At 72.6% G+C, this 18,723-nt stretch carries 16 protein-coding genes; 10 read left to right on the top strand and 6 right to left on the bottom strand.

Translation table 11 applies throughout. The features are described from left to right. Nucleotides 1-114 precede the first annotated feature (114 nt). Together ACZ607_RS07255 and ACZ607_RS07250 are read right to left on the bottom strand one after the other, a co-directional pair. Nucleotides 115-1,662: a peptidoglycan-binding protein gene (locus tag ACZ607_RS07255; RefSeq protein WP_469732646.1), complete on the bottom strand. Its 1,548-nt coding sequence runs from the start codon at nucleotides 1,660-1,662 to the stop codon at nucleotides 115-117. A gap of 224 nt (nucleotides 1,663-1,886) precedes the next feature. After that, nucleotides 1,887-2,618, bottom strand: a complete 732-nt coding sequence (locus ACZ607_RS07250) for a nitroreductase family protein (RefSeq protein WP_469732644.1) — start codon at nucleotides 2,616-2,618, stop codon at nucleotides 1,887-1,889. 286 nt (nucleotides 2,619-2,904) lie between these two features. Here ACZ607_RS07250 and ACZ607_RS07245 point away from each other — a divergent pair, with 286 nt between their 5' ends. Genes ACZ607_RS07245 through ACZ607_RS07235 form a run of 3 tightly spaced genes read left to right on the top strand, consistent with a single transcriptional unit; the run spans nucleotide 2,905 to nucleotide 5,333 of the window. Next, a complete protein-coding gene (locus tag ACZ607_RS07245; protein WP_469732642.1) occupies nucleotides 2,905-3,138 on the top strand; it encodes an acyl carrier protein in 234 nt (77 codons plus the stop codon). Continuing rightward, complete coding sequence (locus ACZ607_RS07240) at nucleotides 3,135-4,409, top strand: beta-ketoacyl-[acyl-carrier-protein] synthase family protein (RefSeq protein ID WP_469732640.1); 1,275 nt, start codon at nucleotides 3,135-3,137, stop codon at nucleotides 4,407-4,409. Before ACZ607_RS07245 ends, ACZ607_RS07240 begins: the two co-directional genes overlap by 4 nt. A gap of 18 nt (nucleotides 4,410-4,427) precedes the next feature. Next, a complete protein-coding gene (locus ACZ607_RS07235; protein ID WP_469732638.1) occupies nucleotides 4,428-5,333 on the top strand; it encodes an alpha/beta fold hydrolase in 906 nt (301 codons plus the stop codon). A gap of 69 nt (nucleotides 5,334-5,402) precedes the next feature. Here ACZ607_RS07235 and ACZ607_RS07230 read toward each other — a convergent pair whose 3' ends face one another. After that, complete coding sequence (locus ACZ607_RS07230) at nucleotides 5,403-7,817, bottom strand: endonuclease/exonuclease/phosphatase family protein (RefSeq protein ID WP_469732636.1); 2,415 nt, start codon at nucleotides 7,815-7,817, stop codon at nucleotides 5,403-5,405. Nucleotides 7,818-7,988: 171 nt separating this feature from the next. Then, nucleotides 7,989-8,828 carry an NAD(P)H-binding protein gene (locus ACZ607_RS07225; protein ID WP_469732634.1) on the bottom strand — a complete coding sequence of 280 codons (840 nt, stop codon included), beginning with the start codon at nucleotides 8,826-8,828 and terminating at the stop codon, nucleotides 7,989-7,991. A gap of 134 nt (nucleotides 8,829-8,962) precedes the next feature. Here ACZ607_RS07225 and ACZ607_RS07220 point away from each other — a divergent pair, with 134 nt between their 5' ends. From ACZ607_RS07220 to ACZ607_RS07190, 7 genes are all read left to right on the top strand, one after another. Then, entirely contained in the window at nucleotides 8,963-9,628 is a 666-nt protein-coding gene (locus ACZ607_RS07220; RefSeq protein WP_469732632.1) for a TetR/AcrR family transcriptional regulator, read from the top strand. Nucleotides 9,629-9,987: 359 nt separating this feature from the next. Then, on the top strand, nucleotides 9,988-11,250 hold the full coding sequence (locus tag ACZ607_RS07215; RefSeq protein ID WP_469732630.1) for an ROK family protein: 1,263 nt from the start codon (nucleotides 9,988-9,990) through the stop codon (nucleotides 11,248-11,250). Nucleotides 11,251-11,611: 361 nt separating this feature from the next. Next, on the top strand, nucleotides 11,612-12,169 hold the full coding sequence (locus tag ACZ607_RS07210) for a flavin reductase family protein (protein WP_469732628.1): 558 nt from the start codon (nucleotides 11,612-11,614) through the stop codon (nucleotides 12,167-12,169). A 13-nt stretch (nucleotides 12,170-12,182) separates the two neighbouring features. Next, nucleotides 12,183-13,247, top strand: coding sequence for an ABC transporter substrate-binding protein (locus ACZ607_RS07205; protein ID WP_469732626.1), 1,065 nt, complete (start codon nucleotides 12,183-12,185; stop codon nucleotides 13,245-13,247). Beyond that, nucleotides 13,244-14,128, top strand: a complete 885-nt coding sequence (locus ACZ607_RS07200) for an ABC transporter permease (RefSeq protein WP_469732624.1) — start codon at nucleotides 13,244-13,246, stop codon at nucleotides 14,126-14,128. Before ACZ607_RS07205 ends, ACZ607_RS07200 begins: the two co-directional genes overlap by 4 nt. Further along, nucleotides 14,104-14,850, top strand: coding sequence for an ABC transporter ATP-binding protein (locus ACZ607_RS07195; RefSeq protein WP_469732622.1), 747 nt, complete (start codon nucleotides 14,104-14,106; stop codon nucleotides 14,848-14,850). The genes ACZ607_RS07200 and ACZ607_RS07195 overlap by 25 nt, the downstream gene beginning before the upstream one ends. A 21-nt stretch (nucleotides 14,851-14,871) precedes the next feature. Then, nucleotides 14,872-16,251 (top strand): LLM class flavin-dependent oxidoreductase, encoded by a 1,380-nt coding sequence (locus ACZ607_RS07190; protein WP_469732620.1) that lies wholly within the window; start codon nucleotides 14,872-14,874, stop codon nucleotides 16,249-16,251. A gap of 67 nt (nucleotides 16,252-16,318) precedes the next feature. Here the strand turns inward: ACZ607_RS07190 and ACZ607_RS07185 are convergent, their stop codons facing one another. After that, nucleotides 16,319-17,500, bottom strand: a complete 1,182-nt coding sequence (locus ACZ607_RS07185; RefSeq protein WP_469732618.1) for a DUF1266 domain-containing protein — start codon at nucleotides 17,498-17,500, stop codon at nucleotides 16,319-16,321. Beyond that, nucleotides 17,497-18,690: a DUF1266 domain-containing protein gene (locus tag ACZ607_RS07180; RefSeq protein WP_469732616.1), complete on the bottom strand. Its 1,194-nt coding sequence runs from the start codon at nucleotides 18,688-18,690 to the stop codon at nucleotides 17,497-17,499. Before ACZ607_RS07180 ends, ACZ607_RS07185 begins: the two co-directional genes overlap by 4 nt. Nucleotides 18,691-18,723: the final 33 nt, after the last annotated feature.

Raw genomic sequence — 18,723 nt, 5'->3', positions numbered from 1 at the left:
CACTCTCCAACGCCAGTGGAATGCGCCGGGCAGGGTCCCGCGCTGTCGAAGGCGCCCCGCACCCCCACCGGTGACGGCGGGGGTGCGGGGCGCCCGTGTGCGGCGTGGCGGGGGTCAGCGGCCGGCCTGGAGCGCCTTCCAGGTGTCGGGGCCCACGCTGCCGTCGGCCGACAGGCTCCGCGTGCTCTGGTAGTCACGTACGGCCTTGTCCGTGTCGGCGCCGAACGCTCCGTCGACGGCGACCGTTCTGCCCAGCGCCGCGGTCAGCGCCCGCTGGAGCCGCTTCACCGGCTCGCCCGAAGCGCCGGTGACCAGGGCCGGCGTGGTGCCCGCCGAGAGCAGCGCGGTCCAGGTCCTCGGGCCGACCGCTCCGTCGGAGTCGAGGCCGCGGGCGGTCTGGAACGCCCGTACGGCGCTCTCCGTACGGGTCCCGAAGACGCCGTCCTCGGTGCCGGCGTCGTAGCCCTGCTTGTTCAGCAGCGTCTGGGCGGCCTTCACCTGGGTCCCCGTCGAGCCGCTCCGCTGGGTCGCGTACGAGCCGAAGCTCAGCCCGTCGGCCCCGCTGCCGGTGCCGCCGCCCACGAGCTGCATGTAGTAGGTCCAGTTCCAGTTGGCGCCCGGGTCCGTGTGGTCGTTGCCGGGGGCCTCGCTGTGCCCGATGATGTGCGACCGGTCCTTGGGGATGCCGTACCGGTCGCAGAGGTACGCCGTCAGCGCGGCCGACGAGCGGTACATGGGGTCGGTGAACCACGACGGGTCGTCGATGAACCCCTCGTGCTCGATGCCGAGTGACGAGGCGTTGGCGCTCTTGGCGTGGTACGCGGTGTCCTTGTCGCGCACCATCTGGGTGATCTGGCCGTCGGAGGAGCGGACCACGTAGTGGGAGCTCACCTTGGACGTCGCGTTCTGGAACCAGCTGATGGTCCCGGCGTACGAGCCCTGCGTGACGTGGATGACCACCTTGTCCACCGTCGCCGTGCGGCCGGTCGCGAAGTTCGCGGAGTTGGCGGCGACCCAGAGCGCGGCGGGGTAGTCCTCGCTCTTGGCGGTGATGTCGGCCTTCGCCAGGGGGCCCTTCTCGGGGGAGACCGGGCGGGAGGTGACCGTGATCTGCTCGCCGCCGGCGACGGTGGCCCGCAGCCCCTGGGCGAGGAAGGTGTAGACGGTGTCCGCGTAGAGGGCGGCGACGGCGCCCTCGGTTCCGCTGTAGCGGGCCACGGCCGGGTACCAGGCGTCGATGTCCGCCCGCTCGGCCGGGTCCAGGCCGAGGGCGTCGGCGTGGTCCCGCAGGACGGCCGCGCCGCCCAGGATGTTGGCCTCGGTGTCCTCGCGCAGGTCGGCCGCGGACTCACCCGTCAGTTCGGCGGCCTTCTCCAGGGAGTGGTTGACCGGGTTGCTCACGAGGTGCATGACGCCGAAGCCGTTGTCCTGGCTGGGTCGCCCGGAGTGACCGTCCAGGTGCGTCTCGCCGTAGCCCACGGCGGCGAGCAGGTCGCGCGGTACGCCGTACTTCTCGGCGGCCTGCTCGAAGGCCTGGTTCATCGGGTCCGCGCCGGCGGGGGCGGCGCCGGCCGGCTGGCCCGTGGCGACGACGGCGGTGACGGTGAGAGAGGCCAGAACGGCTGCGCGGCCACGGGTGTGGCCGGCGGGACGTCGGGGCATACCTGCTCCAGGTCTGTGGGGGAGAGGACGGCCGCCGGGACGGTGGGGAGGGCCGGGGGCCGCTGAGTCCGCACAGGCTATCGATCGCCCCAGGGCGTGACAATGATGCCTCCGTGTGTCCAAAACCCTTTCACTCCAATGGAGTTGAGGTGACGACGGAGGCCCGTCCGAGGCCCTGCCCGAGGGGCCGTCACCCCTGTGGGGGGTGACGGCGTACGGTGCCGCTACCAGCGGTCGCGGTGCACCACGTCGGCCACCGGACGGCGGCGGACCGGACCGAAGTTGCCCTGCGGCCACCCCACCGGAATGGCAGCGAAGGTGTGGGTGTCCGACGGGATCCCGAGGGCCTTCTTCCACTCCTGCTCCAGCATCAGGTGCCAGATGGTGAGGTTGGCGGCGAGCCCCAGCGCCCGCGCCGCGAGCAGGACGTTCTGGACGCCCGGGTAGACGCAGGAGCCCTCCGCGAGCGCCTGGAAGCGCGTCTGGGTCTGCGTCATGTGCTCCAGCCCGGCCGGACCGAGGGACTCCGCGTAGATCCCCAGGCCCTCCTCGTCGAACCGGGGCTCCGGGAACTTGTAGCAGGGGATGATCAGCGCCGGGGTCTCGGCGAAGTGGTCGCGCTGGTACTCGATGGCCGCCACCATCCGCCCGTACGCCGCCTCGTCCATGCCCTCCGGCGCGTGCTTGCCGGTCGTCGCGAGATAGGCGTCCACGCACCGCTTCCAGAGCGGGGCCAGCTCGGCCATCACCGCGCGGTCGGTGACCACCACGTACTCGTAACACTGCATGTTGCCGCCGCTGGGCCCCCAGACGGCCGCCTGTATGAGCTGGTCGATGGTCTCGTCCGGAACGGCGTCCGGCTTGAGACGGCGCATCGCGCGCATGGTGGACATGGTCGGGAAGAGGGCGGGCCCGTCGGGCGCGGGCGCGTCGGCGTACACCGTTTCGAAGGTCATGATCGCGGAGTGTACGGCGCACGGCGCCGGACGGGCAGTCCCGCCGGCCCCCTCCTTCCCTCCCGGTCCTGACACCTCCCGCCGCCGGGCCGGACCACCCGAACGCCCCTGCGGGGCAGCGGAATCGCACACCTGGCCGTCCCCCCTCCTCACGGGGGAACGGGGTCGGGAACGGCGGCCGCGAAGGCGTATAAAGGGTCCCTCCCGAGCAGCCGGCGTCCCCGATGGCCATCCCACCCCCCACGCGGCCGGCGCCACCGCGTCCCGAGAGCGCAGGAGCGTCCTCATGAGCACCTCGGAAGAGATCAGCGCCTTGCTCGTCACCAGCTTCGGAACGGATCCGGAGACCATCCGGCCCGAGGTGCCGCTCCGGCAGCTGCGGCTGGACTCGCTCGCCCTGGAAGAGCTCCGGCTCCTCATCGAGGACCGGATGGACGTCGATCTGGAGGACGTCGTCCTGTCGTCGCGCGACACCGTCGGCCATCTGGTGGAGGCCGTGCGCACCAAGGCCGGCGCGTGACGGGCCGGGAGCCGTTCGCACGCGGGTCCGCCCGGCCGGGCATCGAGCCGTTCGACGCCGCGGTCACCGGGGTCGGCCTGGTCACCGCCGCCGGGGTGGGCGCCGACGAGGCGTGGCGCGGCGTGTGCGACACGACGGTCGCCCCGTCCGTGCCGCACCTGCCGGAACTCGACGGGCTGCCCTGCGACTTCATGTACACCGTCGAGGGTTTGGACACCCGGGCCGCCCTCGGCGTCGCCGCGCTGCGGCTGATGGACCGCTTCTCCCAGCTCGCCGTCGTCGCCGCCCGTGAGGCGGTCGCCGACGCGGGGCTCGACCCCTCGGTCTGGGACAGCGGACGGGTCGCCGTCGTCATCGGCTCCGCCCACGGCGGCCTGCCGTTCTACGACGAGCAGCACACCACCCTCACCGAGCGCGGGGCGCGCCGCGTCTCCCCGAAGCTCGCCCCGCTGAGCGTCGTCAACGGCGCCGCCAGCAGCGTCGCCATGGACCTCGGTGTGCACGGCCCGAGCCAGGCCGTCTCCACCGCCTGCTCCTCGGGCACCGTGGCCATCGGCACGGCCCACCAGATGCTGCGCACCGGGGCCTGCGACATCGTCGTCGCGGGCGGCGCCGAGTCCGTCCGCTCGCGGCTGCTGATCGCCAGCGCCTGCCAGATGCGGGCCGTCTCCACCCGCCGCGACGACCCCCGGGCCGCCTGCCGCCCCTTCGACACGCACCGCGACGGCTTCGTCGTCGGCGAGGGCGCCGGCCTCCTCGTCATGGAGCACCCCGACCACGCCCGGGCCCGCGGCGCCACCGTCCGCGCCCGTGTCGCCGGCTACGGGGCGTCCAGCGACGCCCACTCCGCCGTCGCCCCCGACCCCGACGGCCTCGGCATCGAGCGCGCGCTGCGCACGGCCCTGGCCGACGCCGGCATCGACGCCCGCGACATCGGCCACGTCAACGCCCACGGGACGTCGACCGTCGCCAACGACCTCATCGAGGCGACCATGCTCCGCCGCGTCCTCGGTGAACACCCCCTCGTCACCTCGACGAAGGCCATGACCGGACACACCCTGGGCGCCGCGGGCGGCATCGAGACGGCGCTGACCGTCCTGGCGCTCCAGCACCAGCTGGTGCCGCCCACCGGCAACCTCGACGCGCCCGACCCCGCGATCCCCGTCGAGGTGGTGAGCAAGGAGGCCCGGCGCGCCGCGTTCGACTGCGCCGTGAAGACCTCCCTCGGATTCGGCGGGCACAACGCGGCGCTCGTACTCACCAGAGCCTGACGGGAAGCAAGGAGCACCATGCCCGAGGAGATCATCCGTTCCCTCACCGTGGACGGACTGCGTTACGGCTACCGTCTCCTGCCCCGCGACCCCGCCGCGGGCGGAGCGCCCGCCACCGAACCGGTCCTGGTGATCGGCGGCGCGCTGCAGGGCATGTTCGGCTGGCCGCAGATGGACGACCATCTGGGCCCGGTGGCCGACGTGGTGACCGCCGACCTGCCCGGCATGGGATCGGCCGACCCGCTGCCGTCCGGTCCCAGCGCCCCGGTCCTGCGTGACGCGGTCACCGGGATCATCGACGACCTGGGGGCCGCCCGGGTCAACCTCTTCGGCTTCTCCTACGGCGCGGCCATCGCCTTCGGCTGGGCCCGGTACGCCCCGGAGCGCGTCGCCCGGCTCGCCCTCGGCGGCGTACCCACCCGTATCGGCGCCGACCGGCGGACCTACTGGGAGCGGGCGACGCGGGCGCTGGCCGACGGGGACACCGAGGGCTTCGCGGCGCTGGCCGCCGACGGGCTGATGTGCCTCGACCCGGAACGCCCCGTGCACCGGCGGGAGTTGGCCCGGCGCTATGTGCGGCGTTCCTTCCTGCACGCGCTCACCCACTCCGCGCACGCCGCCGACTCGCTGCGGCGAGCGCTGGAGGACCGGCCCGACTTCTCCGGCGGACTCTCCGGCGTACCGGCCCTGGTCTTCGCCGGGGAGCACGACACGGTGACGCCACCGGAGATCCAGCGGGAGTTCGCCGGGACGATCGAGGGAAGCCGCTTCCTCACGCTGCCCGAGTCCGACCACTGGGTCGTGCTGGAGCGGTCCGACGAGGTCGCCGCCCTCGTGACGCGCTTCTTCACGGACCAGCCCCTCGATCCCGCCGCGGCCCGGCTCCCGCACCAGGCCAGGGCCGGTTCCCCCGCACCGCGCTGAGCGCTCCGGCCGGACTCACCGGGCGCCCGGGTGGCGGCCCGCAGCGGCGGACCGCCACCCGGATCCGGGTCAGTGCCGGTGGTCCCGGCCCTTCACGTCGATCCGCACGATCTGCGGGTCGTGGTCGCTCGCCTGATCGGCGAACTCCGCGTTGATGTGCACCACGTCGTAGTCGAAGCGGCGCACGGCGGGGCTGGTCAGGATGTGGTCCAGCGTCTGCGAGTTGCCGTCGTAGACGTAGCTGTACTGCTCACCCGCGGGCAGCGTCGTGATCAGGGGCTTGAGGACCTTGCCCTTGGTCAGCGTCTTCACGGTGGGGGAGAACGCGAAGTCGTTCAGGTCGCCCAGGGTGACGACCCTGGCCGACCTGTCCGCCTTCAGCAGCGAGGTGACGAAGGTGTTGACCTCCGCCGCCTGCCGCACCCGCTGCGTCTCCGAGCCGCGCACCGGCTCCTGGTAGCGGCCGTGCAGGGACTGGTCGCCGCCCTTGGACGCGAAGTGGTTGGCGATGACGAACACGGACTCGCCCCGGAAGCGGAACTCGCCCACCAGCGGCTTGCGTCTGTTGTCCCAGGCCGTGCTCGTGGGGTTGATCCGGCCGGGTGAGACGGAGAGCGTGGCGCCCTTCTTCGTCTTCACCGCCTTCACCGCGGTGGTCGCGTCGCCGCCGGCCCGGTCCACGAAGTCGACCCGGGCGGGGTTGAAGAGGAAGACGTTACGGATGTTGCCACCGGGCTCGCCGCCGTCCTTGCCGTCGGCGGGGGCCACGTAGCGCCAGGCGTAGCGGGGCCCGCCGGCCGCGACGATCGCGTCCGTGAAGCGCTTCAGCGTCGCCTCGGAGCCCACGGTGCCGTCGTTCACCGCGCCGTTGTCGTCCTGGATCTCCTCCAGTGACACGACGTCAGGGGACGAGAGGCTGACGGCCACACCCTGGGCGAGCGTGTCGAACTTGGCCTGCTCGTCGCCCGCGTCGAGGTTCTCCACGTTGTACGTGGCGACGGCGAGCTCCTGGCGCTTCTGCTTCCGGGTCACCTCGCGCTTGAGGTGGTTGTCCTTCAGCGTGCCCAGCCGGGTGGCCTGGACGTTGTAACCGCCGTACGACGCGTAGTCGACGACGCCCGTGGTGGACCCGGACAGCACGTCGCCCACATTCGCCGCCGGGACGGGCTGGGCGGCGTCCAGCGACATCACCTTGAGGCGGCCGGTGTTCTGGTCCTCGTAGGAGCGGTAGAGCGTGCCGCCGCGCCGGGTCGGGTTCTCCCGGGGCTTCACCGTCACCCAGACCTCGTCGTACGCCGTCGTCGCGCCGGTCACCCGGGTGTCGGCCATCGTGACGCGGGAGCCCTCCAGCGACTCGTACAGATCCAGGGCGTACGCCGCCGGGTCGAGGGCGAGCGACTCGATCGAACCGCCGCCCGCCGTCGGCACGTACGCGTCGGGAACCGAGGCGGCGTCGAGGACGACCGCGTCCGGCAGCGGGTTGCCCGAGGACAGGACCGTGGTCAGCGGAGCGGTGATCTGGGTGAGCGACTGGGCGTCGGCGGACGGGTAGTACTCGGCGACCTTCCCGCTGACCAGCACCGAGTCGCCCACGGCCACGGCGGGGGCCGCCGAGCCGGTGTAGACGAACAGGCCCTCGCTCGTACGGGCGTCGTCGTCCGGTGCCGTGTCCTGGATCCAGAATCCGCGCGACCCCGTGGTCCGTACGCCGGTGACGACGCCCGGGACACCGGTGACCGCCTGCCCGGCGAGCGGGGAGAGGCGGGTCGTGCCCTGGATGTCGTGCACCCGCACCGTGCCGGGCTCGGTCGGCCCGCCGGGCTCGCCGGGGCCGGTCCCGCCGGACGTCTCGCCCGCCGCGTTGACGGGCGTCGGGGCGCCCGCCGTCAGGTCGGCGGCGTTGTCGTCGGTGTCGGCCAACGAGGTGCCGCGCGCCACGGAGGCGGTGGCGGAGGCCCCGGCCACCGGGCCGCCGCCCTCGCGCACCACGGCGGAGCCGTAGCCCACGAGGTCGACGATCCGGGTGTCGGCGGCGCAGTCGGCCGCCGTCCGGCAGGTCAGCGGTGTGGTGCCGGACACCAGCGCGACGGTGCCGCTCGCCGCGGACATCGCGACCGTGCCGGTCGCGTCGGCGGCCGGCAGCGCCACGGTGCCACCGGTGCCCGCCGCCTGGGCGACGAGGTAGCGGCCGCCGGGCGCCACGGCGCCGGACAGCGCGGAGACCTGCCACAGCGATCCGGCGGAGGGGGTCCCGGGAAGGTACTGGACGCTGAAGCCGGACAGCGCGAAGGAGCTCCCGCCCGCGTTGGCCAGCTCGATGAAGTCACGGGTGAGCGTCGCGCCGGAGTTGCCTCCGCCGCCGTACACCTCGGAGATGACGGCCGACGACGACGGAGCCGCGAAGGCGGCGGGCAGCGCGGTCACCGACAGGGTCACGGCGACGGCGGTGGCCAGCAGGGCGGAGCCGGGTCTGGCTATGTGCACGGGAACTGCCCCCAAATGTGTAGTGAGGGCCAAAAACTATGCGCGTAGAACGGCTGTGACAAGAGACCGGAGGTTAATTCCGGACGTCATCCCACGGTCGTCGCCGCGCAGTTGGGTCCCCTGGGTCCACGCGCGCGGCGGCGGAGGCGTGGGCGGCCGGAGCGCCGGGGATCAGGAGGCGGTGAAGTCGGCGGCGTGGTCCGTCACCCAGGTGGTGAACGGGCGGGCGGGGTGGCCGGTGAGGTGCTCGACGGTGCGGGTGAGGGTGACGGGTCTGCCGTCGTGGGATTCCCACCAGTCCAGGAGGGCGTCGGCGTAGGGGGCGGGGACGTGGTCCGCCATCACCCGCTTCCACTCCTCGCGGGTGACGTGGTCGATCGTGACGGGGCGGCCGATGACGGCGGCGAGCCGGTCGATCTGCTGGGCGAACGTCATCGATTCGGGTCCGGTGAGGGTGTACCGGCCGCCGCGGTGGCGGGGGTCGGTGAGGACGGCGTGGGCGGCCTCGGCCACGTCCCTCTCATGGACGGGGTCGTTGTGGGCGCCGGGGAAAGGCAGGCTGACGGCCCGTCCTGCCCGGACGGGCCAGGCCCACGCTCCGGCGTTGGAGGCGAAGGAGCCGGGCCGCAGCACGGTGGTGGTCAGCCGCGAGGCCGACAGCGCCCGCTCCACATCGAGATGGGACCTGGCGAGCGGGTCGTTCTCGGGATCGGGGCCGAGCACGCTGGAGGAGGACAGCAGCACGACGTGGCCGACGCCGGCCTGCCGTGCGTGTTCGACGAAGTCCGTGACGCGGTCCGGGGCGGCGTAGAGGAAGACGGCGGAGACGCCGGCCAGCGCCGAGGGGAAGGTGTCCGGGTCGGTGAGGTCCAGGCGGACGGCTTCGGTGCCGGCGGGCGGGGTGAGGGCGTCGGGCCGGGCGGAGCCGACCCGGACGGGCAGGCCGTCGAGGCGCAGCAGGGTGGTCAGATGGGTGGCGACCGCGCCGCGGCCCCCGGTGATCAGGAACATGATGCTGCCTTCCCCGTTTTCCGTGCTCCGTGTTTTCCGTTCGTACGAACACTGTTCGTCGCGAACGGTGTTCGTCAGACCGTAGGGAGCGAACGGTGTTCGTGTCAAACGGTGTTCGCCCTTAGGCTCTCCCCATGAGCACGCAGCCGATCAGTCGCCGCTCGCGCCCCGCCAAGGCCCCTCTCAGCCGGGACGTCGTCGTGCGCACGGGGCTGGGGATCCTCGACCGCGACGGTCTGGACGCCCTGACCATGCGCCGGGTCGCCAAGGAGCTCGACACCGGCCCCGCCTCGCTCTACGTCTACGTCGCGCATCGCGACGACCTCATGGACGCGATGCTCGACGAGGCGATCGGGCAGGTCCGCCTGGACGGGGAGGGCACCTGGCAGGAGCAGCTGCGGGCCCTGGTGTCCGCCACCGTGGAGTCGATGAGCCGCCACGAGGGCCTGGCCGCCGTCGCCCTCGGGCAGATCCCCACCGGCGACAACGCCCTGCTCGTCCTGGACCGCGTGCTCGCCCTGCTCAAGCGGGGCGGCCTCGACGACACCACCGCCGCCTGGGCCGTCGACCTCCTCTGGCTCCACATCGCCGCGGCCGCCGCCGAGCAGAGCACGTACCGCACCAAGGGCGCCGGCGAGGAGACCGCCGTCGCCGCGGCCGACCGCCGCTACGCGGCTCTGCCGGCGGACCGCTACCCGATGCTCACCTCGCTGCGCCAGGCACTGTTCTCGCCCGGTGACCGTGACACCTGGAGCCTGAACGTCCTCATCAACGGCATCCTCCACACCCCCGCCGGCTGAGTTCCGAAGCGCTCACGCACAGGACCGGGGTTGCCCGGTCCCGGAGTCCACCATGCGGTCAGGTGTTTGACCGGCTCACGGCGTTCCGGATACGTTGCGTGACATGCAGCGATCCGCACACCTGACGACGCGAGGTCACGTCGACCTGAAGCGTGTGTGCTCCGCGGCGTGTCACCGGGGCTGAGCACCCGACCGTCCGCGCGCCCCCCGGAGGGATCGCCTCCGCCCCGACGCCGCGCGTGACGCCCCGTCACGGACCGGCGGGACAACGGCCGGCAGGCTGCCGCCCGGTTCCGTCAGGAGACCCCGTTCCGGGGGCTCACGTACGCGCCCGCTGCCATCGAGGACCTGGAAGACCTGTGACACGTCTGCCTGCGCCCGCCCGCCGCCCCCGGCCCCCGCGCCGCTCCGAGATCCCCGCGTCCGGACACGTCCGCCGTGGTCCGGGCACCGGCTCCGTGCTGGGCGCGATCCTCGACCACGGGCCGGTGGCCCGCTCCACCGTGGCCCGGCTCACCGGTCTCTCGCCCGCCTCGGTGACGGGCCACGCGGCGCAGCTCCTGTCCCGCGGCCTGATCCGCGAGAGCGCCGAGACCACCGGACCACGCGGGCTCGGCCGCCCCCATGTCCCGCTGGAGATCGACACCTCCCGCTACCTGGTGGCCGGCGCCCATATCGCGGTCGCCCACTCGACGGTCTCCCTGATGGACCTCCGCGGCCGGGTCGTCGCCGAGGACCGCAGGCCGCACCTCGACACGCGCCCCCGCCGGATCCTCGACGACCTGGCGGCCCGGCTGCCCCTGCTCACCGCCGCCCACGCGGCGGGCCGGCGGGTGCTGGCGCTGGGGTTCGCGACCGGGCACCGGGTGGATCCCGCCGCCGGAGTCGTCGTGGAGCATCCGCACCTCGGCTGGCGCTCCGTCCCCGTACGCGAGATCCTCACCGCCGCCACCGGGCTGCCGGTCCATGTGGACAGCCACTCACGGGCGTTGGCGCGGGCGGAGCAGATGTTCGGCGAGGTGTCGACGCGGCGCAGCACGGTGCTGCTCTTCGTCGGCGCGGTCGTCGACGCGGCCTTCGCCACCTCCGGCGAACTGCACCGGGGGCCGCGCTCCGGCGCCGGCAGCGTGGCCCATCTCCCCCTGGGATCAGGCGGATCGGAGGGGTCGGACGATGCGGAGCCCTGCCGGTGCGGGCGCACCGGGTGCCTGCAGTCCGAGGTGTCCGAGCGGGCCATGATCCGCCGCGCCGCCGCGCAGAGCCTGTACGTGGGGACCTTCCAGGAACTGCTGGACCACGCCCTGGCCGGGGAGCCGCGGGCCGTGGCGCTCTTCCGCCGCCGCGCCCGGCTGGTGGGCCGGGCCGCGGCCCTGCTCCTGGACATGTTCGATCCGGAGTGCCTGGTGGTGGTCGAGCCCGGAGCGGGCCGGCTGCCGGAGTGTCTCGCCGACCTCCGGGACGAGGTGGGGACGCGCTCCTGGGTCTGTGACGACCCGGAACGGGCCGTGGTGCCCAGCAGCTTCACCGGATCGGTGCTGGCGACGGCGGGCGGGGCGGTGGCCCTGGCCGCCCTGTACACCGACCCGCTGGGCCCGTGGCCCGCCCTGCCCGCGGTGTCCTGAACATCTCGGACACCCGCTTTAATTCAGAACGTTGCATTGTTGACCGGCCGCACCGCCGAACGGGAAGATGGATTCATGACCAGCCGACAGCGGAATTCGGAGAACGTGCCCACAGCGGCACACCTCTGCCGCGCGGCCGTGTCGTCGAGCGCATTCCCCCGGCGCTCCTGTTGTCGCCCCTGTCCGGGTGCCCGATAACCCCCGGCTGATGCACCGGGCGGTCCGCATGCGTGCGTGAGTCTCCTTCCGCCCGTATTCCTGCATTCCCGTACTCCCGTATTCCCGTGCGCCCTCGCGCCGTTCCGTACGCCGTCGCGTGGTTCCGCGCGCCCGTTTTCCGCCCTCCGACCGGGGAGAGACATTGACCGTCACCGTGTCCTCGTACGCCGCCGTCCGACCGTCCGAACCCGCCACGACCGCAGCCGTTCCCGGTATCGCGCCGGAGCGTTTCAAGCAGGCCTTCCGCAGGTATCCGGCGGGCGTCGTCGTCGTCACCACCGACTCCGGCGGCGGCCCGGTGGGATTCACCGCGACCTCGCTCAGCTCGCTGTCGCTCGAACCTCCGCTGGTCTCCTTCGGGATCGGGACGTCCACCTCGTCCTGGCCGCACGTCGAACGGGCCTCCACGGCCGTCGTGAACTTCCTCGGGGCCGAACAGCAGCGGCTGGCCACCACGTTCGCCACCAGTGGCATCGACCGGTTCGCCGCCCCGACCCGCTGGCGCCGGCTGCCCGGCGGGGAGCCCGTGCTCGACGGGGTGACCGGCTGGCTGCGGCTCACCGTCCGGAGCATCGTCCCGGCCGGCGACCACCGCATCGTCATCGCCGGGGTCGAGGAGTCCTGGCTGGACGAGGGGCGCAGCCCACTGCTCTTCCACGACGGCTCCTACCACTCCATCCGACCCGCGCCCGAGCAGTGAGCAGGAATTCACGATGACACGCCATGACAACCGGCGGGCCCTGGCCCGGAGGTCCTTCCTCGCTCTCGCGGGAGGCACCGTACTGAGCCTTGCCGCCTGCTCACCGCAGGTGAAATCCGTGGCCGGCGCGGAACCCGCCGGAGCCCTTCCGTCCGGGAATCCGGCGGCAGGGACGAAACTGCGGATCGCCGCCCGTACGTCCCAGCTCCAGCTGAAGCCCGCGGGGCTGGAGAAAGACCTTCCGTTCACCGTCACCGAGTGGCCGAACCTCTCCGCGGGCCCCGATATCATTCAGGGATTCCGCGCGAAATCCATCGACCTGGCCACCAATGCGGGAATTCCGCCGATCCAGGCCCACGCCATCGGGGTGCCGGCCAAAATCGTCGCCGTCCAGGTCCGCAGGCACCCGCTCTACACCTTCGCGACGGCGCCCGGTTCGTCCGTGAGGAAGGCCGAGGACTTCCGGGGGAAGAAGATCGGTTTCTCCCAGGGCCAGGCGCAGGGCGTCGTCGTCCTGCGCGCGATTCAGGAAGCGGGCCTGAAGAACTCCGACGTCGAGCTGGTCCCCCTGCCCAGCACCCAGTTCCTCACCGCCCTGCAGTCCGCCCAGGTCGATGTGGCGCCCCTGGCCGAGCCGACCCTGACGAAGTACCTCGACCAGTACGGCAAGGACGGCGCCCGCGGGGTGCGGACGGAGGTCGTCGACCTGCTGACCGTGCTCTGGGCACCGAACGAGGTCCTCGACGACCCGGAGAAGGCCAAGGCCGTGCGCAGCTTCATACCGCTGTGGGCACGCGGCCAGGTATGGGCCTGGGAGAACCAGGACGAGTGGATCGACACGTACTACGTCAAGGACCAGGGCGTGTCGAAGGAGGACGGCCGGCGCATCGTCGAATCCCAGCGCAAGCCGCAGTTCCCGGTCAGCTGGGACGAGGCGATCGACTGGGAGCAGGAGACCGCCGACCTGCTGGCCGAGGGCGGCTTCGTACCGGAGCAGAAGGCCTCCGAACTGTTCGACCGCCGATTCGAGAGGCTGGCGGCCGAGGCCGTGGCCGCCGAGTACCGGGAGGGGTCATGACCGACCTGCTGGCGAAGGCGCGGACGACCGGCACACCGACGGCGGACCCCCGGCCGGCCGGACCACCGGCCGCCGAGGGCACCGCGCAGGTCTCCCGGGGCACCCGCCGCCGTCTCGGACCCGGCCGTGCCCTGCCCTTCGGACGGCTGATCGGGCCCGCACTGTTGGTGCTCGCCTGGTGGGCCGCGTCCGCCTCCGGCTATCTCGACCCGCGGATCCTGTCCTCGCCGGGCACCGTGTTCGCCACCGCCGTCGACCTGCTCAGCACCGGACGCCTCCAGGACAACGTCCTGATCTCCCTCCAGCGCGCCGGACTCGGCCTGCTCTTCGGGGTGTCGGCCGGGGTGATCCTGGCCGTGGCGGCCGGGCTGAGCCGCAGCGGCGAGTACCTGCTGGACGGTCCGCTCCAGATCAAGCGGGCCATCCCGTCCCTGGCCATGCTCCCGCTGCTGATCCTCTGGCTCGGCATCGGCGAGCAGATGAAGGTCACCGTCATCGCCCTCGGGGTCGCGGTGAACATGTACATCAACACGTACGCCTCGCTGACCGGCATCGACAGCAGGTACGTCGAACTCGCCGAAGGGCTCGACCTGAGCCGGGCGACGTTCATCCGCAAGGTCGTCGTCCCCGGATCCCTGCCCGGCTTCTTCGTCGGTCTCCGCCTCGGCGTCACCTCGTCCTGGCTCGGCCTCATCGTGGTCGAGCAGATCAACGCCACCAGCGGCATCGGCTACATGATGTTCCAGGCCCAGCAGTACGCCCAGTCCGACGTGATCATCGTGGGGCTGGTGGCCTACGGGATCTTCGGCTTCGCCTCGGACGCGGCGGTACGCGCAGTCGAAAGGAAGGTCCTGTCATGGCGACGCACACTGGCGGGCTGACGGACACACGGCCCGCGATCCGCACCTCCGGCCTGGTCCGGCGGTTCGGTGACCGCACGGTCCTCAAGGAGCTCGATCTGACCGTGGGACAGGGGGAGTTCACCGCGCTCCTCGGGCGCAGCGGTTCCGGCAAGTCCACCCTGCTGCGGGCCGTCGCCCGCCTCGACCACTCCGTCGAAGGATCCGGTGAACTCTCCGTACCGGACAGGGTCTCGCTCTCCTTCCAGGACTCCCGGCTGCTGCCCTGGCTGCGGGTGCTCGACAACGTCGTCCTCGGGCTGCGCGGCCCCCGGGCCCGTGAGCGGGGTCTCACGGCACTCGCCGAGGTCGGGCTGGAGGGCCGGGACCGCTCCTGGCCCCATGAGCTGTCCGGCGGCGAACAGCAGCGCGCCGCCCTGGCCCGCGCCCTCGTACGCGAACCCGAACTCCTGCTGGCGGACGAGCCGTTCGGCGCGCTGGACGCGCTCACCCGGATCAAGATGCACGACCTGCTGCGGGAGCTCTACGAACGCCACCGCCCCGCGGTGCTGCTGGTCACCCACGACGTCGACGAGGCGGTGGAGCTCGCCGACCGCGTCCTGGTCCTGGAGGACGGCCTCATCTCCGTCGACCTCAGGATCGACCTGCCGACCCCGCGCTCCCGCCGCGAACCGCGCTTCCAGGAGTACCGCGACACCCTGCTCGCCGCCCTCGGCGTGGCACAGCCCCCGGTCACGCACTGATTCTCCGAGGAGAAGACAGCCATGCCACGCAAGCAACTCCATCTGAACGCCTTCCTGATGTCCACCGGCCACCACGAGGCTTCCTGGCGGCTCCCCGAGAGCCGCGCCGACGCCAACTCCGACCTGGAGCACTACAAGAACCTGGCCCGTATCGCCGAACGCGGCCTCCTGGACTCGCTGTTCCTCGCCGACGGCCCCGTCCTCATGGGCGACCCCGGCCGGCGGCCCGCCGCCAAGCTGGAGCCCACGGTGCTGCTCACCGCGCTGGCCGGGGTCACCGAGCGCATCGGCCTGATCGCCACCGCATCCACCAGCTACAACGAGCCGTACAACCTGGCCCGTCGATTCGCCTCGCTGGACCACGTCTCCGGCGGCCGGGCGGGCTGGAACATCGTCACCACCGCCGGCGCCGACGCGGCCCGCAACTTCGGCCTCGACGACACACCCCTGCACCACGACCGCTACCGGCGGGCCGCCGAGTTCGTCGAGGTGTCCACGAAGCTCTGGGACAGCTGGGCGGACGACGCCGTCGTCGCCGACAAGGAGGCCGGGGTCCACGCGCTGGCCGACCGGGTCCGCTCCATCGGCCACACCGGTGAGTTCTTCCGGGTCGACGGCCCGCTCAACGTCGAACGTCCGCCGCAGGGCTACCCGTTGCTCGTACAGGCGGGGTCCAGTGAGGACGGCAAGGACTTCGCGGCCCGGTACGCCGAGGCCGTGTTCACCGCGCAGCAGACCCTGGAGGAGGGCATCGCCTTCCACAAGGACGTCAAGCGGCGCGCCGAGGCGCTGGGCCGTGACCCGGAGGGCATCAAGATCCTGCCCGGCATCGTCCCCGTCATCGGCGACACCGAGGCCGAGGCGCTGGAACTCGACGCCGAACTCGACCGGCTCATCGTCCCGGAGTACGCCAAGCGCCAGCTGGCCAGGACGCTGAAGCTCGACCCGGCCGAGCTGCACCTCGACCGTGAGCTGCCCGACGACCTTCCCGACGAGGACGAGATCGAGGGGGCCAAGAGCCGCTACACCCTGGTCGTGGAGCTCGCCAGGCGCGAGAAGCTGACCGTACGACAGCTCATCGGACGGCTCGGCGGCGGGCGCGGCCACCGCACCTTCGCCGGAACGGCCGAGCAGGTCGCCGACACCATCGAGCACTGGTACGACAGCGGGGCGGCCGACGGCTTCAACATCATGCCCGCGGTGCTCCCCTCCGGTCTCGAGGTCTTCGTCGACCGGGTCGTCCCGATCCTCCAGCAGCGAGGCCTGTTCCGTACCGAGTACACCGGGGCCACCCTGCGCGAGCACTACGGCCTGCCGCGCCCGGCGAACCGGCTGTTCGACACCGTCGACACCCGCGAGGGCCACCTCGGCATCGGCCTCGCCACGGCGGCGGCCCGCTGACCGACTGTCCCGACCGGCACCAGGACGCCCGCGCCACCCGGCCGTCCGTGCCGGCGGGGGAGCGAGGTCAGCGCCAGGGGATGTTCCGCCAGGGGCTGCCCTCGCTCTCCGTCAGCAGACGGTGCGCGGTGACGTTGTCCTGGTAGTAGCTGCCGTACTCCTCACCGTCGAACCGCAGCACACGGCCCAGCGCGTACCCCGTGGAGAAGTCCTCCCAGGAGCGGTAGGCCGACCTGCTCAGCGCACCGGCGTACACGATGGCCTGCTCCGCCTCGTGCGGGACGCAGAAGCGGGCGGAGAGCCCCCACCGGGCCAGATTCACGGCCCGCCCGTAGTCGTAGGCGACGGTCGTGGCGACCCGGCCGTCCGGCGGCAGCAGTCCGTCGGCGCGGAACCGGGCCTCGTATCTGAGGATCCGGCGCACCAGTTCCTCGATGTCCTTGACCGTGCCGTGCCCCACACCGATGTCCTGGGCGTGCCCGGCGGCCGTCTCGCGCCACAGTTCTGCGGAGGGCTGCTCACCGAGCCCGGCCGCTAGCTGTTCGCGCACCCGCAGGACGAAATCGGGCTCGGCCGGACTGTTCCGCGCGTCCAGCAGGTGGTCCAACTGCTGTCGCCAGGAGGCCGGTTCGGTGATGTCCCAGGAGTCGCGCAGCAGCTGCCGTTCACAGGTGTACTCGTGGTAGACGGTGCCGACCTCGTTCCACGGCACCCCGTTGCCGACCGCGAGATGCGCCCCGCAGGCCAGCCCGTAGGCCAGCGGCCCGTGGAGGGCCCCGTGCCGCAGTGCGATCAGCCGGTCGCTCCTGGGGCGGTCGTTCTCCGCGTGGTAGCGCAGCCACAGGGCGCGGTGCGGAGGCGTCGCCGCGAAGAGGATCTGGGCCGGGGTGCCCGTGTTGACGGACAGCAGCTGGCCGGGGTCGCGCCAGGTGAACTCCGCCACCCACTTGAGGGAGACGGCGTGGAACACCCAGTCCGGGTGCCACGGCGGCAGCATCCCCCGGGTGAGCACCGGCCGGCAGCTCCGGCCGGCCTCGTCCCGGTGCGAGCGCCAGGTGATCATGTCGGGAGCCGCGTCCACCTCGGCCTTCGGCGCGAGGATGTACAGCTCCTCGCCGGCCAGCACCCGCAGCTGGGCCTCGGCGTCGCCGCGTGCTCCCGCCTCGTACAGCAGGTGCTCCGTCACGGACGGCGACACCCAGGGGGCGCCGTGGGCGAGGGGGCCGGGGTGGGAGGGCAGGGGATTCATGACCAGGCGAGTTTCCGGTAGGGGCTGTCGGGGTCCTGCGTCAGGACGCGGTGCTGGGCGAGCGACTGCTCGTACTTCACCCCTGACGGGTCGTCCCTGGCGAAGTGCATCACGCGGGCCAGTGAGTACCCGAGGGAGAAATCGGCCCAGGAGCCGTACGCCTGAGTGGCCGGAGCGAGGATCCGCAGCACGGCCTGCTCCGCCTCCCTCGGATCGCAGAGACGGGCGCCCAGCGCGAGCCGTACGACGTTGACCGCCCGACCGTGGTCGAAGGCGGCCAGGGTGTCGATCCGTTCGCCCTCGCCGAGGACCCCGTCCGCACGGAACCGGTCCTCGTACGTGACGGCCAGCCGCAGCGCCCCCCGGGCCTCTGCCGCCTCCGCGTGCCCGGACCGGCGCCGCGTCAGCGCGTCGGTGAGCTCGGCGGACCACTCGGCGGCGGTGGGGGTGCGGCCCAGTTGCCGCGCGAGGACGTACCGGATCCGGAGCACCGACTCGTACGTACGGCCGACGAGCCGGGTCGCCAGCAGGGATTCGAGTGTCTCCCGGTAGGCGGCGCGGTCCTGCACGCCCCAGGGACGGCGGAGCCGGTGGCGATCCGTGGTGTATCCCTCGTAGGCGGCACCCAGGTCGTTCCAGACGAGGCCGTTGTGCACGGCGAGGTGGGCGCCGAGGGCCAGGCCGCGTGCCACCGGGCCGTGCAGCGGACCGGTGGGACGGGTGAGCAGCAGGCCGGACCGCGGACCGCCGGACCGCGCGTGGGCCTTCAGCCACGCCCGGCGGCGCAGGGGCCCGGCGTCGAGCGTCACGGCGTAGGGCGTGCCCGGATCGACCGCGAGCCACCGCGCGCCGCGCGGCCAGCGGCGCACGAGCTCGTCGAGACCGATCGCCTCGAACACCCACTCGGGGTGCCAGGGCGGCAGGGCTCCGGCCGTCAGCACCGTGACACACATACGGCCCGGTGCCGCCGGATCGGGCCGCGTGGGCAGCGGGGGAGTGAAGCCGGGGGTGTCCGCGTACAGCCGGGCGACCAGCACGAAGAGCCTGCTCCCGGCCAGGGCGTCCAGGACCGCGTCCCCGTCACCGGCCGCCGCCGCGGAGTGCAGCAGTCCTGCGGCCCCGGCCGGCGAGGCGAACACCCCGCCTGCTCCCGGCGCGTCCGGCCCCGTCGTTCCCGTCCCCGTCGTCACGGTCGAATCCTACGGAAGCCCTCCGCAGGCCGG

This window comes from Streptomyces sp. NPDC104381, from assembly GCF_055583745.1.
Note: the sequence above shows the minus strand (reverse complement) of the source record. Positions and strands in the feature narration are given on the sequence as shown.

Coding starts and splice junctions, on each gene's coding strand:
- ACZ607_RS07255 (WP_469732646.1), bottom strand. CDS start 1,662: ATGCCCCGACGTCCCGCCGGCCACACCCGTGGCCGCGCAGCCGTTCTG.
- ACZ607_RS07250 (WP_469732644.1), bottom strand. CDS start 2,618: ATGACCTTCGAAACGGTGTACGCCGACGCGCCCGCGCCCGACGGGCCC.
- ACZ607_RS07245 (WP_469732642.1), top strand. CDS start 2,905: ATGAGCACCTCGGAAGAGATCAGCGCCTTGCTCGTCACCAGCTTCGGA.
- ACZ607_RS07235 (WP_469732638.1), top strand. CDS start 4,428: ATGCCCGAGGAGATCATCCGTTCCCTCACCGTGGACGGACTGCGTTAC.
- ACZ607_RS07225 (WP_469732634.1), bottom strand. CDS start 8,828: ATGTTCCTGATCACCGGGGGCCGCGGCGCGGTCGCCACCCATCTGACC.
- ACZ607_RS07220 (WP_469732632.1), top strand. CDS start 8,963: ATGAGCACGCAGCCGATCAGTCGCCGCTCGCGCCCCGCCAAGGCCCCT.
- ACZ607_RS07205 (WP_469732626.1), top strand. CDS start 12,183: ATGACACGCCATGACAACCGGCGGGCCCTGGCCCGGAGGTCCTTCCTC.
- ACZ607_RS07200 (WP_469732624.1), top strand. CDS start 13,244: ATGACCGACCTGCTGGCGAAGGCGCGGACGACCGGCACACCGACGGCG.
- ACZ607_RS07195 (WP_469732622.1), top strand. CDS start 14,104: ATGGCGACGCACACTGGCGGGCTGACGGACACACGGCCCGCGATCCGC.
- ACZ607_RS07190 (WP_469732620.1), top strand. CDS start 14,872: ATGCCACGCAAGCAACTCCATCTGAACGCCTTCCTGATGTCCACCGGC.
- ACZ607_RS07185 (WP_469732618.1), bottom strand. CDS start 17,500: ATGAATCCCCTGCCCTCCCACCCCGGCCCCCTCGCCCACGGCGCCCCC.